The organism is Erythrobacter sp. NE805 (assembly GCF_046452355.1).
Lineage (GTDB): Bacteria > Pseudomonadota > Alphaproteobacteria > Sphingomonadales > Sphingomonadaceae > Erythrobacter.
In genome coordinates this window covers 87,288-99,309 of sequence record NZ_JBKFDI010000001.1, presented here as the reverse complement: position 1 = coordinate 99,309, position 12,022 = coordinate 87,288, and the positions used below count along the sequence as shown (strand labels likewise).

Sequence of the window (12,022 nt, the reverse complement as noted above, 5' to 3'; positions counted from 1 at the left end):
CGGCCACGCCTAGGCGCTTCTAGGCGACTTGTGCAGCCCTCATCGCACCCGCGCGGGCGAACAGGAACAGCACGGTGCCGAAGCCGAGCATCGCCGCCAGCATCACGAAGGCCTCGCGGCTCGCCTGCGCGGCGACCCACAGCGTCGCGGCGACCGCGAGCGCCGCCACCGGGATGTGCCACCACACCCGCGGCTCCCCGCTCCGGCCGGCGATCACCGGCAGCGACAGCGCGGTGAGCAGGTACATGACGAGGCGGGCGAGAGTGCTCGCCACCGCCAGCACGGTGAAGCCGCCGAGCAGGCTGACGCCAATCGCCGCTGCGCCGAAGAACAGGATCGAGACGTCGGGGGTCTTCAGCCGCGGCGAGACATGGGCGAAGATGCGCGGCAGGATGCCCTGCTCGGCCATAGCGAAGGTGAGGCGCGGCAGGCCCAGACCTCCGGCGAGCGTGTTCGCTCCGATCGAGACCGCGGCGGCAAGCGTCAGGACCAGAACGCCCGCGGCCCCCGCGAGCTTGCCCGCGGCTGTGGCGAGCGCATTGTCGCCCTCGGCATCGACCGGGCCGATCGCGAGGTAGCTCCAGATCACCAGCGCATAGAGCAGCGCGACCGCGCCGAGCGTCACCAGCACGGTGCGCGGCGCATCGCGCTTGGGATTGCGCATCTCGCCCGCGAGGATCGTCGCGTTTTCGAAGCTCATCAGCGCGTAGAAGGTGAGCAGGACGACGCCCTCGAGCTCGCCGAGCGGCGGCAGTGTCACGCCGATCGCAGGTTCGCCGAGCGCAAGGCCGGCGATGGCGAGGGCGGCGAGCGGCAGCAGCTTGATCGCGGTCAAGATCCCGAGCGTGCCGACCGAGGTGCGCATCCCGACCAGGTTGACGATCACCGTCGAAGCGAGGAACCCCGCCGCCGCCCATTGCCGCGCCTGTTCTCCGCCAAGCACCGGGAACAGCACCGCGAGATAGGCGATCGCGACGTGGGTGTTGGCCGCCATCGATACCACGCCCGAGGCATAGCGCGCCCATCCGGCCTGGAACCCGACGAAGCTGCCGAAGGCGGTCGTCGCGTAGAGCACCGGGCCGCCATGCGCCTCGAACCGGCCCGCGAGCGCGGCGAACACCAGCCCGAGCGGCAGGACCAGCGCGAGGCCGACCAGCATCATCCACGGCGCGAAGCTGCCCACCTGCGCTGCGAGGATCGCGGGCAGCGCGAAGACGCCCGCCCCGATCATGCCGTTGATCGGCAGGAGCGCGGCGCTCCAGAAGCCCATCGTCCTGGGCAGGGCTTGTGTGTCTGCGATGGTGGGCGCCCCCCTCGCGCTTGTGCCCACCTTAATGCGCTCCGGCGCGCGCGCAAGTTTTGCCATTTGCGCCGCCCGCTCCTATCTCCCGGCGCATGGCCCGAACCCCCGCAGGCAGTCCCCACGATCCGCGTGGGCAAGAGCGTTTCAACGAGGCGCGCGCCGTCCAGACGGTCGCGAACGCCCAGCCCGATCTCGAGGCCGGCGTGGCGGCGATCCGCGCCACGGTGAAGGTGCTCAAGCCCGTCCCCGGCGTCTACCGCATGGTCGATGCGCGCGGCGAGGTGCTCTATGTCGGCAAGGCGCGCTCGCTGAAGGCGCGGGTGGCGAACTACACCCAGATCGCGCAGCTCTCCGGGCGCTTGCAGCGGATGGTCAGCCAGACGCGCAGCATGGAGATCGTCGTCACGCGTTCCGAGGCCGAGGCGCTGTTGCTCGAGGCGCAGCTCATCAAGCGCTTCCGCCCCCCCTTCAACGTGCTGCTGCGCGACGACAAGAGCTTCCCCTTCATCCTGCTGCGCGCCGATCACGCCTACCCGCGCATCCAGAAGCACCGCGGCGCGCGGCGGGCGAAGGGCAACTACTACGGGCCGTTTGCCAGCGCCGGGAGCGTCAACACGACGCTCAACGCGCTCCAGAAGCTGTTCCTGCTGCGCTCGTGCACCGACAGCTTCTTCAACAATCGCGACCGGCCGTGCCTGCTCTATCAGATCAAGCGATGCTCGGCGCCCTGCGTCGGGCGGATCAGCGAGCCCGATTACGATGTGCTGGTGCGGCAGGCCAAGGACTTCCTCGCGGGCAAGTCGGGGGCGGTGCAGGCCGATCTGGAGCGGCAGATGGCCGAGGCCGCGGCGAACCTCGATTTCGAGACCGCCGCGATGCTGCGCGATCGGCTGCGCGCGGCGACCTTCATTCAGGGCTCGCAGGCGATTAACGCGCAGGGGCTCGGCGATGCCGATGTCTTCGCGCTCGCCGCCAAGAGCGGGCAGATGACCGTCCAGGCCTTCTTCATCCGCGGCGGGCAGAACTGGGGCCACCGCGCCTTCTTCCCGCGCCACACCGCCGACGTCGAGGAAGCGCAGGTGCTCGCCGACGTGATGCTGCAATTCTACGAAGAGGTGCCGCCCCCGCCGACGATCCTCGTCGACCGCGATCTGCCCGAATGCGAGCTGATCGCCGCCGCGCTCTCAGAGCTTGCGGGGCGCAAGGTCGGCATTTCGGTCCCCGAGCGCGGCGACCGGCGCAAGCTCATGGAGCAGGCGCAGCGCAATGCCGTCGAGGCGCTCGAGCGGCGGTTGGCGGAGAGCGGCACCAAGGCGCGGCTCAACCGCGAGCTTGCCGAGTTCCTCGAATTGGACAGCCCGCCGCAGCGCATCGAGGTCTACGACAACAGCCACACCCAGGGCACCAAGGCGGTCGGCGCGATGGTCGTCGCCGGACCCGAGGGCTTCGAGAAGTCGCAATACCGCAAGTTCAACATCCGCGAGGCGCAATCGAACGACGACTTCGCGATGATGCGCGAGGTGATGGCGCGGCGGTTCCGCAGCTTCGCCGAAGGGGAAGGCGAGCCGGCGCCGGACGCGAAGCCGGGCGGGCACGAGGCGGTGCTGCCCGATCTCATGCTGATCGACGGGGGCAAGGGCCAGCTGTCGAGCGTGATGCGCGTGCTCGAGGATTACGGGCTCGCGGAGGAGGTCGCGGTGGTCGGCATCGCCAAGGGGCCGGGGCACGGGCGCGAGGGGCGCGAGGTGTTCCACTTCCCCGACGGGCGCGAGAAGATGCTGCCGGCGGGCTCGCCGCTGCTGTTCCACTTGCAGAACCTGCGCGACGAGGTCCACCGCTTCGTGATCGGCGCGCACCGGGCCAAGCGCTCGAAGGCGATCACCGCCTCGCCCCTGGACGAGATCCCCGGCATCGGCCCGGCGAGGAAGCGCGCGCTGCTGCTGCATTTCGGCACGGCCTCGAAGGTGCGCGCCGCCGCGCTCGAGGACCTGCAACGCGCGCCCGGGGTCAGCGCGACCGTCGCGCGCAAGGTCTACGACTTCTACCACGCCGGCGGATAGCGAAAGGGCGGACCTTCCGGCCCGCCCCCTGCGTCACTCTGCCCCGGCGCTGCGCCTTACTGGCGTGCGACCTGCTGGGGTTCGTCGAGCGCCTTGCTCACCAGCACGTTGACCGAAACGCGGCGGTTCTGCGCGCGGCCCTCGGGCGTGGAGTTGTCCGCCGCCGGATCGGCGGTCGCCATGCCGGTCGGGGTGAGCATGCGGTAGGGCTTCCACTTGCAGACCTGCTGGAGGTGGTTGACCACCGCCGCGGCGCGCTTTTCCGAGAGCGTCTGGTTGAAGTCGGCCGAGCCGGTGATGTCGGCATAGCCGAGCACCAGCAGCAGCGAGTTCTCGTTCTGCTCGGCCTGTTGCGCCGCCTGGCAAAGCTGCGCCTTGTATTGCTCCGTGAGGTTCGCCTTGCCGGTCTGGAAATAGACGTTGGTCGAGTTCACGAGGTTGTACTTGTCGATGTCGCCGAGCCGACCGCGCAGCGCCTCGGTGGCTGCGGCGTTCTGCTTGATCGCCTCGCCCTGTTCGCCGAACTGCTGCTGGGTGCCGCCGCGGATCATCGCCGCGATCCGGCGGTCGTCGGTGGTGAAGCGCACCTCGTTGGCGACGAGCCCCTCGCCGTATTGCGAAGTCTTGATGGTGACTGGCATGCCGTTGCTGAGCGCGCTCTGGTCGAAGGTCTTGTTGCCGATCCCGAGGAAGCCGCCGCGGCTGCGGATCTCGGTCTCGGGGTGGAGGGTGACGAGGGTCACGGTGCCGTCATCGGCGGTGACCTGGAGACGCGCGCCCTTGCGCGCGGTGATCATGCCGGTGACCTTGGGGCCTTCCTGCATCTCGGCGAGCGAGGGCAGCTGGCCATAGACGGTGGTCAGCACCTCGCCGCCGGTGCCGGTCTGGGTGGTGTCCTGCGGCAGGCCCTGCGCCGAGAGGCCGGTCGAGGCGGCGGCGGCGAGAAGGCTCGCCAGGGCGATCTTTCGCATCGGGGTGGCAGTGGTGTTCACGTTCATGCTCCTGGGCTTGCGCGGGCCGCCATCGCGTGGGGCAACCCGTCCTTGGGGGTATGCCTTGCGGTGTTGGCGAGCGCCTTGCTGGCAGATGAACGGCGACGCTCCGGCGCCCGCGGGAGCGGGTCACCGGGGCGTCAAATGCGGCGGGCCGTGACCCGCGCGGCCGCGCCTGCGGCGCTCAGCGGGCCGCTTCGGCGGCGATCCAGCGGTCGATCTTCTGCTCCAGAACCGTGAGCGGCAGCCCCCCGGTGTCGAGCACCTGCGCGTGGAAGGCCTTGATGTCGAACTTGGCCCCGAGCTTCGTTTCGGCGCGCTTCCTGAGTTCCTGGATCTTGAGCGCGCCGATCTTGTAGGCGAGCGCCTGGCCGGGGATCGCGATGTAGCGGTCGACCTCGGCCACCACCTCGGTGCGGGTCATCCCGGAATTCGCCATCATGAAATCGATCGCCTGGTCGCGAGTCCAGCCCTTGGCGTGGATGCCGGTGTCGACCACCAGCCGCATCGCGCGCAGCTGTTCGTCCTGAAGCGTGCCGTAGCGGTTCCACGGGTCCTTGTAGAAGCCCATCTCGTTGCCGAGCGTCTCGGCATAGAGCGCCCAGCCTTCGACGAAGGCCGTGGTGCCGCCGAAGCGCATGAAGGCAGGGAGGGCCTCGTTCTCCTGCGCGAGGCTGAGCTGGAAGTGGTGCCCCGGCGCGCCCTCGTGGAGGTAGAGCGTCACGTTACCGGGCGTGAGGCGGCTCGGCAGGTCGTAGGCGTTGAAGTAGAAGACCCCCGGACGCTTCCCGTCGGGCGAGCCCTGCTGGTAGGAACCGCCCGCCTCGAACTTCTCGGTGGTGGGATCGTAGGGCCGGATCTCGAGCGGGGACTTGGGCACCAGCGAGAACAGCGCGCCGATCTTCGCGTCGACCTGCTTGCCGATGGCGTAGAAGTTCTGCGTCAGCGCCTCGCGGCTCTTGGGCTGGAACTTGGGATCGGTGCGCACATAATCGAAGAACTGCGTGAGCGTGCCCTTGAACTTCACTTCCTTCTGGAGCTTCTCGAGCTCGGACTTGATCCGCGCGACCTCGGAAAGGCCGAGCGCGTGGATCGTCTCGGCGTCAAGGGGAAGGGTCGTCGATTCCTCGATCAGCCGGGCGTAGAGCTTGTCGCCCCCCTTCATCTGCGAGAGGCCGACCGAGTCGCGGGCGATGGGGAGGTATTCGTTCTTGAGGAAGTCGCGCAGCCGGGTGTTGGCGGCGTAGATTTCTTTCGTCTTGGCCTCGTAGGCGGCGGTGAGGCGCGCCTTGTCCTCGGCCGAGAAGCTCTCGGGGAAGCTCTTGGTCGGCCCCATGTACTGGCTCTCGCCGATCGGCTGGGCGAGCTGCGTGTCGAGCTGGGTGACCATGATCCCCACCGTCAGCTTCGTCTCGAGCACCCCGCTTCTCATGCCCTCGCGGAACTTGGCGATCGCGCGGTCGACGAAGGCGATGTAGTCGTCATGGCGGCTGAGGTTGTCCTCGTAATTCGCCATGGTCTTGAACGGCGCGACCCCGGTGCCGCTGGCGAAGGTCGGGTAGAAGGTGTGCAGCCCGAAGAAGTGGTTCAATGGCCGCACCTCGGTGAGCGCGCGCATTGCGTCGGTGTAGCCCTCGAGATTGCGCTCCTGCGTGTACTTGAACACGTCGTAGGCGAGCTGGTCGGTCTCGTTCAGCTTGGAGCGGTCGATCTGCGCGAGCAGCGCGAGGTTGAGCTTGATGTCGGTGCGGCTGGCGAGGAAGGCCGAGTCGGTCAGGAGGTCGCCGAGGCGCCCGGCGTTCTCCTCGTCGCCGCGGAACAGGCGACTGAGGGGATTGAGTTCGAGCTCGCGCGCGTCGGCATCCTCGAACAGCGCGAACAGCCTGTCATGCTCGGACTGCGTGGCGGCAGTGGTGGCGGAGGGTGCGGAAGGCTGCTGGGCGAGGGCCGGGTGGGCCGCGAGCAGCAGCGCCGTCGAGGCGGCGAGGGCGAGGCGCAGGGTCATCGTCGGTGTCACTTTCGGTCGATCTGGCGTGTCGGGGCGGGGGCTAGGCGCCACGTCGGGTAGGCTCAACCGGGTGTGCGACGGGGGTAGGAGGAGCTTCGACCGGTGTCGAGCAGGGGTGGTTCACGCTGCGGCGAAGCGGCCCGCATGAAAGGCCGCGTCGGCGCGCAGCTGGTCGTGCTCGACCCAGACCGAATGCGTCCCCGAGCAGATCTTGTGCGGCAGCGCGAGGCGGCAGATCGGGCCTCTGGTCACGTCCGAGGCATCGAGGATCGCGCACTCGGAGGTGCCGGTGTTCTCGTCGATCAGAAAGGTGACGAGATAGCCCGAGTCTTCGGACGTCCCGCCCTTCCTCGGGATCATCGGGCTCTCGCTGGCATAGACCCCCTCGGGCAGGCGATAGACCTGTTCCTCGCCCGTCGCGGTGTCGTGGCGGACGTAGCCGTTGAACAGGAACCAGCCGGGCTTCGTGGTGGTCGACCAGACGTAGCGGCTCTTCCGCATCGCGAAGCGCGGGTTGATCATCCCGAATTCGACGATCCGCTCCGAGAGGCGCTCCTCGCGGGTCTCGCCGGTCGCGAGGTTGAAGCGCCAGCGGTGCAGGCGGCTCTGGAAGGAGTGCTCGTCGACATAGGCCATCATGTGGCTGTAGCGGCCCATCTCGTGGAGCGGATCGGGCATGGGCCTGGCCTGATGGTAGCCCTCGAGCACCACCTCGTCACCCTCTTCCCAGGCATTGGTCCAATGGAGGACGTAAGTGGGCGAGGCCTCGAACCAGCGGATATCCTCCGGCTGGCCGCGGCGCGGGATCAGGCCGAAGCGCGTCGGCATCCCCTTGTGCAGCCGCGCGGCGTGAATGTTGCGCCCGAGCAGCTCGGCGTCCCAGAACAGCGGCATGTCGTTGAGGATCGACCAGTTCGGCGTCACCGCCATGTCGTGCGGCAGGCGCGGTCCCGGCAGCGGAACGGGCACGTAGTGCACCAGTTGCCCCGTCCGGTCGACCACCCCGTAATGCATGAAAGGCGCGTGCTTGGAATAGTTGAAGAACATCAGCTCGCCCGTCCCCTCGTCGACCTTGGGGTGGGCCGAGATGCCGTCGAGCGGCACCCACGGCGCCTTGCCGCGCCCCGCCAGCGTGACCGGATCGAGCATCCACGCCTCGCCGCACTGGTAGAGCGTCGCATAGGCGGTCCCGGCATGGACGATGATGTCGGTCGAGCCGGTGTCCTTGAGGCCGCCATGCGCGCCGAAGCCGGGGCGGACGCTCGTCCCCCACGGGTCCATCAGCCCGCCCCACAGCGAGCGGCCCGCGATCTGCTCGGCCTCGAAGCAATGCGTGCGCACGAAGCGGTTGCGATAGCTCGCCCTGCCGCCCGAGATGTCGACCTGGTGGATCATCGCGTCCCCGTCGAAGGGATGGTGCCGGCCGAGCGGCTGATGCACCTGGTTCTCGGTGTTCCTGAGGTAGATGCCGTCGATGTCGTCCGGAATGGCGCCCGCGATCACCGGCAATTCGGCGACATCGACCTCCTCGTGCAGCGGCGTCCACGGCCCCGTCAGGTAGGGGTGGTTCGACGGCTCGAGGCTGGTCTTCACCGGCGGGTGGCGCATGATCTGCATCGTCTCTCTCCCTCGCCCGCGAGGATGCGTCAGCCTGCCCCGGCTGGCAAGGGGGAGGGGACCCCGCCCAATTTTGACCCGGATCAAGGTCTCGGGCGGCGAATGGGAGGATTTCCCGATGCGTCACCGGGAGATCCGCCATGAAATCGATTCTGCTGCACATCGACCAAGACGCCGCCTTCCCCGCCCGCCTCCAGGTCGCGCTCGACATCGCGCGCGAGACCAACGGCCACATCACCTGCCTCCAGGCGATCAGCTACGACATCTTCACCCCGGGCGACGTCTATGGTGCGGCAATGGCGGCGGCGCTCCCGGTCATCAGGGACAACGCCGAGGCGCAGCGCGCCGCGATCGAGCGCGAGCTTGCGCACGAGGGCGTGCCGTGGGACTGGCACTTCGTCTACGGCATGGCGGGCCAGCGCCTGATCGAGGCCTCGCCGCTCGCCGACCTCGTGATCCTCGGCCCGGCGGAGAACGGGATGGGCGGGCGGGGTCCCTCGTCGCTGGTCGGCGAGGTGGTGCTGAAGGCCCGTGCGCCGGTGCTGGTGGTGCCGGGCGAGGCGAAGAGCTTCGACATCGGCGCGCCGATGCTGGTCGCCTGGAACGGCTCGGCCGAGAGCGCCCATGCCCTGCGCGCCGCGCTGTCGCTGCTCGCCTGCTCGTGCAAGGTGACGCTCGCGAGCATCGCCGAGGGCGAGGGGCCGGGCGGCTTCGACCTCCCCTCGACCGAGGGCGCGCGCTACCTCAGCCGCCACGGGATCGACTGCGAGATGGTCGCAATCCCGCGCGGCGAGGGCGGGATCGCCGAGACGCTCGAGGCCGCGGCACGGATGCGCGAATGCTCGCTGATCGTGATGGGCGCCTATGGCCACGCGCGCCTCGCCGAGCTGCTGTTCGGCGGCGTCACCCGCAAGATGCTGAGCGCGCCGGAGCTGCCGATCCTGCTGGCGCATTAGGGGCGGAAGGCTCAGGCCTTCACCCGCCGCCGCATCATGCCTTCCTGCGCGACGCTCGCGACGAGTTCGCCGGCGCGGTTGAAGATCCGTCCGCGGTTGAAGCCGCGCCCGCCGCCCGACCATGGCGCGTCGGTGGCGTAGAGCAGCCACTCGTCGGCCCGCGCGTCGCGGTGGAACCAGATCGCGTGGTCGAGGCTCGCGCCGACCAGCTCGTTCCGCATCCAGCTGAGGCCGTGCGGCAGCGCGCTGGTGCCGAGCAGGGTGTAGTCGCTCGCATAGGTGATGATCGCGCGGTGGAGTTCGGGGGTGTCGGCTGTGCCGGAGATCGGCGCCGCGACCCGGAACCAGGTATGCGCGCGCGGCTCCCTCGGTTCGCGGCTCATCCAGTGGAGGCGGTCGATGGTGCGCATCTCGATCGGGCGCGGGCGCAGCATCATGCGGCGCTGGGTCTCGGAGAGCTTGTCGCCCCACTGGTCGGCGATCTCGCGGCGCAGTTCCATGTCGGGGCGCAGATCCTCCGGACGCGCGACCTCGGGCATCGGCGAATCGAGGTGCTCGAGGCCGTCCTCGGGCTGCTGGAAGCTGGCGGTGAGATTGAGGATGGGGACGGCGATCCCTTCCTCGTTCTCCTGCGAGGCGACCACCCGGCGGTTGGCGAAGCTCCGGCCGTCGAAGTCGCGTTCGATGCGGTATTCGATCGGCGCGCCCTCGCGCCCGCCGCGCAGGAAATAGGCGTGAAGCGAGTGCGCGCGCTTGCCGTCGGCGACGGTCGCCTGCGCCGCCTGGAGTGCCTGCGCGAGCACCTGCCCGCCGAACACCCGCCCGATCCCGTCGGCCTGCGGCGGGCCGGCAAAGACGTCGGCGGCGCGCTTCTCCACGGTGAGCAGGCGGACGAGGCCTGCGACCAGTTCGTCAGTGGTGGGCGTTTCGGTCATGGCACGCCGCCATGCGGCGGGTTTACGTTCCCGTCAATCCCAGCTTCCGCAGCACCCGGAAGACGTAAGCCTTCGCGTAGTTCTGCCGGGGGAAGCGCCCCGGGGCCTTGGGCGAGAACCCGCGCGCGCGCAGCATCGCATTGAGGATGCGCGCCTCGCTCTCGCGATAGGACCACTCGGAGCGCCAGGTGATCGAGAGCGAGACCGACGGCGCGGGGCCGTTCTTCACGAAGTGCGGGGCCATGACCGGCACGAACAGCGCCTCGCCCGGCGTGAGCGGGAATTCGGTGCCGTGGGGGAGGAAAGCCTCGTCCCACTGCAACTCGCGCGGGCCGCCCGAATGGTAGGTCTCGTGCGCTGCGTCGGGCACGAAGCGGGTGTCGCCTGCGGGGAACTGGGTCATCGTCTTGGTCCCGCGGATCTGGAGCAGGATGTTGTGCTCGGGATCGAAGTGGTAGGGCGTGACCGCGTTCGGCGAGGAGACGAAGACGAAGCCCTGCGGTGTCAGCATCGCGCCGGTCGCGGCCTCGATCTCGGGGCGGATCTCCTCGAGGAGGCCCAGCAGCAGGTCCCGGTATTCGGGCACCTGCTCGATGTTCTTGAGCACCGCCCAGCTCTCCGCCTCGGCGACCTGGCGGATCGTCTCGGCGATGGTCAGACCGTTGGAACCGGGCTTGCCGTCGACCCCGATCGGCAGATCGCCGCGGTTGTATTCGACCGAGGCGAGGGGCAGGCGCTCGGCGAGCCCGGCCAGCGCCTCGATCTCGAGCAGCGGGTGGTGGGTCAGGCCGTGGCGCAGGATGTGCGGCTGCTCGGGGTAATGCCGGGCGAACCGCGCGCGCGCGGCGGCGTCGAAGACCGGGTCCGACAGGGCATCGGCGAAGTTTGCGGGAGCGTTCATGAGGGTCTCCTCGGTCGGGTCTCGTAGGCCATCAGCAGGCGGAAGGCGGCGCGGCGGAGCGGCCCGCCGATGGCGATGTTGCGGCTCACCATGCGGCGGCCATCGCGCCACAGGCGCTCGATCATCGGGTGGCCCTCGGCAGCGCAGCTGTCGGCCCAGCGCACCCCGGGGCGCTCGATCAGCGCGAGGTTCTCGAGTTGCAGCAGCATCCCCGGCGAGAAGCGGGCATAGGCCTCGTCGAAGGCGGTCTTGAAGCTGAAGGCGCCGGGCGGGGTGATGAAGTTGACGAGCATCGCGACCGCCCGCCCGTCGAGCCGCAGCGCAAGCCGCTCGAGCCGTCCCGCGGCGGCGGCGCCTTCGAGGGTCTCGGCGAACAGCGCCTGCGTTGCGGGCGCGCAGGCGAGCGCGGAGCCCGCCTCGCCCTTCCACCCGGCGGCCTCCAGGGCGAGGAACTCGGCGGTCCATGCGGCGAGGTCCTCGTCGCCCTCGAGCCGCTCGATGGTAAGCGCCCCCTCCTCGGCGAGGCGGTTGCGCTGGCGGCGCAGCTCCTTGCGCTTCTTGGGCGACAGGGCGTGCGCGAGATAGTCGGCCGCGCCGCTTGTCCCCGCGAGCAGCGCGCGGGTCTCCTCGGCGCTGGCGTAGTGCGCGCGGCCCTCGGCGGCGAGCACCCGCAGCAGCGCGGCATGGGCGGGGCCCTCGGCGGGGAGCAGCGGGAAATGCGCGAAGAGCGCTGCGCCCGGATGACGGTCGCAATGGGCGAGGAGCGCGCGCCAGAAGGCCTCCTCGTGCCCCGCGGCGATCAACGGCACGCCGCCGAACGCATTGGGGTGGAGCCAGCCGCACAGGTGCGGCACGCGGTGGCCGTAATAGGCGGCGCTGCGCTGGAGCGGCAGAAGGCCGGCGAGCCTCCCGCCGTCGAACCAGGCCGCCACCCGCACCGCACCCGCCGCATCGAAGCCGCGCAGCGAGGGGAGCAGGAACCACGGCTCGAAGAAGGGATTGGGCTCCGAGGCGCGGGCGACGAGGCGCTCCCAACTGGCGAGGAACGCGGGCTCGGTAAGCTCGGCGAGGGTCAGCAGGCGCAGTTCGCCCGGAGCCGCCGCTGCCCGAGCGAAACTGCCCGCCGGTTGCATCTCCATCGCCGTTGACCCTGCCGTGCCGCGCCCCTCGGGGCTTTCCCGGGCGGTGATGGCACAGCGCGATTAAGAAAGCCTCAGCGCGTGCTGGCCGTGTCCGAAGCGGGGACAACG

Annotated in this window: 9 protein-coding genes; 2 read left to right on the top strand and 7 right to left on the bottom strand. The window is 69.6% G+C overall.

What is annotated here, in order from left to right:
* Positions 1 to 19: 19 nt before the first annotated feature.
* Positions 20 to 1,270, bottom strand: coding sequence for an APC family permease (locus ACLBKU_RS00510; protein ID WP_410177573.1), 1,251 nt, complete (start codon positions 1,268 to 1,270; stop codon positions 20 to 22).
* A gap of 125 nt (positions 1,271 to 1,395) precedes the next feature.
* Between ACLBKU_RS00510 and uvrC the strand changes: the two genes are divergently transcribed.
* Positions 1,396 to 3,363 (top strand): excinuclease ABC subunit UvrC, encoded by a 1,968-nt coding sequence (gene uvrC, locus ACLBKU_RS00505; RefSeq protein WP_410177572.1) that lies wholly within the window; start codon positions 1,396 to 1,398, stop codon positions 3,361 to 3,363.
* A gap of 56 nt (positions 3,364 to 3,419) precedes the next feature.
* On the opposite strand, the gene ACLBKU_RS00500 is transcribed toward uvrC, so the two are convergent.
* The 3 genes from ACLBKU_RS00500 to ACLBKU_RS00490 all read right to left on the bottom strand — a co-directional run bounded on the left by ACLBKU_RS00500 (position 3,420) and on the right by ACLBKU_RS00490 (position 7,980).
* A complete protein-coding gene (locus ACLBKU_RS00500) occupies positions 3,420 to 4,361 on the bottom strand; it encodes an OmpA family protein (protein ID WP_410177571.1) in 942 nt (313 codons plus the stop codon).
* A 178-nt stretch (positions 4,362 to 4,539) separates the two neighbouring features.
* Positions 4,540 to 6,360: a DUF885 domain-containing protein gene (locus tag ACLBKU_RS00495; RefSeq protein WP_410177570.1), complete on the bottom strand. Its 1,821-nt coding sequence runs from the start codon at positions 6,358 to 6,360 to the stop codon at positions 4,540 to 4,542.
* A 123-nt stretch (positions 6,361 to 6,483) separates the two neighbouring features.
* Positions 6,484 to 7,980: a carotenoid oxygenase family protein gene (locus ACLBKU_RS00490; protein WP_410177569.1), complete on the bottom strand. Its 1,497-nt coding sequence runs from the start codon at positions 7,978 to 7,980 to the stop codon at positions 6,484 to 6,486.
* A 140-nt stretch (positions 7,981 to 8,120) separates the two neighbouring features.
* On the opposite strand from ACLBKU_RS00490, the gene ACLBKU_RS00485 reads away from it, so the two are divergent.
* Entirely contained in the window at positions 8,121 to 8,936 is an 816-nt protein-coding gene (locus ACLBKU_RS00485; protein ID WP_410177568.1) for a universal stress protein, read from the top strand.
* Between the two features lie 11 nt (positions 8,937 to 8,947).
* Here the strand turns inward: ACLBKU_RS00485 and ACLBKU_RS00480 are convergent, their stop codons facing one another.
* The 3 genes from ACLBKU_RS00480 to ACLBKU_RS00470 are packed head-to-tail and all read right to left on the bottom strand — an operon-like array spanning position 8,948 to position 11,911.
* Entirely contained in the window at positions 8,948 to 9,871 is a 924-nt protein-coding gene (locus ACLBKU_RS00480; protein ID WP_410177567.1) for an acyl-CoA thioesterase, read from the bottom strand.
* 22 nt (positions 9,872 to 9,893) lie between these two features.
* The gene (locus tag ACLBKU_RS00475; protein WP_410177566.1) at positions 9,894 to 10,772 is read right to left on the bottom strand and encodes a cupin-like domain-containing protein; all 879 of its coding nucleotides are present in this window, start codon (positions 10,770 to 10,772) and stop codon (positions 9,894 to 9,896) included.
* A complete protein-coding gene (locus ACLBKU_RS00470) occupies positions 10,769 to 11,911 on the bottom strand; it encodes a GNAT family N-acetyltransferase (protein WP_410177565.1) in 1,143 nt (380 codons plus the stop codon). Before ACLBKU_RS00470 ends, ACLBKU_RS00475 begins: the two co-directional genes overlap by 4 nt.
* Positions 11,912 to 12,022 lie beyond the last annotated feature (111 nt).

Coding starts and splice junctions, on each gene's coding strand:
- ACLBKU_RS00480 (WP_410177567.1), bottom strand. CDS start 9,871: ATGACCGAAACGCCCACCACTGACGAACTGGTCGCAGGCCTCGTCCGC.
- ACLBKU_RS00485 (WP_410177568.1), top strand. CDS start 8,121: ATGAAATCGATTCTGCTGCACATCGACCAAGACGCCGCCTTCCCCGCC.
- ACLBKU_RS00510 (WP_410177573.1), bottom strand. CDS start 1,270: ATGGGCTTCTGGAGCGCCGCGCTCCTGCCGATCAACGGCATGATCGGG.
- uvrC (WP_410177572.1), top strand. CDS start 1,396: ATGGCCCGAACCCCCGCAGGCAGTCCCCACGATCCGCGTGGGCAAGAG.
- ACLBKU_RS00500 (WP_410177571.1), bottom strand. CDS start 4,361: ATGAACGTGAACACCACTGCCACCCCGATGCGAAAGATCGCCCTGGCG.
- ACLBKU_RS00495 (WP_410177570.1), bottom strand. CDS start 6,360: ATGACCCTGCGCCTCGCCCTCGCCGCCTCGACGGCGCTGCTGCTCGCG.
- ACLBKU_RS00490 (WP_410177569.1), bottom strand. CDS start 7,980: ATGCAGATCATGCGCCACCCGCCGGTGAAGACCAGCCTCGAGCCGTCG.
- ACLBKU_RS00470 (WP_410177565.1), bottom strand. CDS start 11,911: ATGGAGATGCAACCGGCGGGCAGTTTCGCTCGGGCAGCGGCGGCTCCG.
- ACLBKU_RS00475 (WP_410177566.1), bottom strand. CDS start 10,772: ATGAACGCTCCCGCAAACTTCGCCGATGCCCTGTCGGACCCGGTCTTC.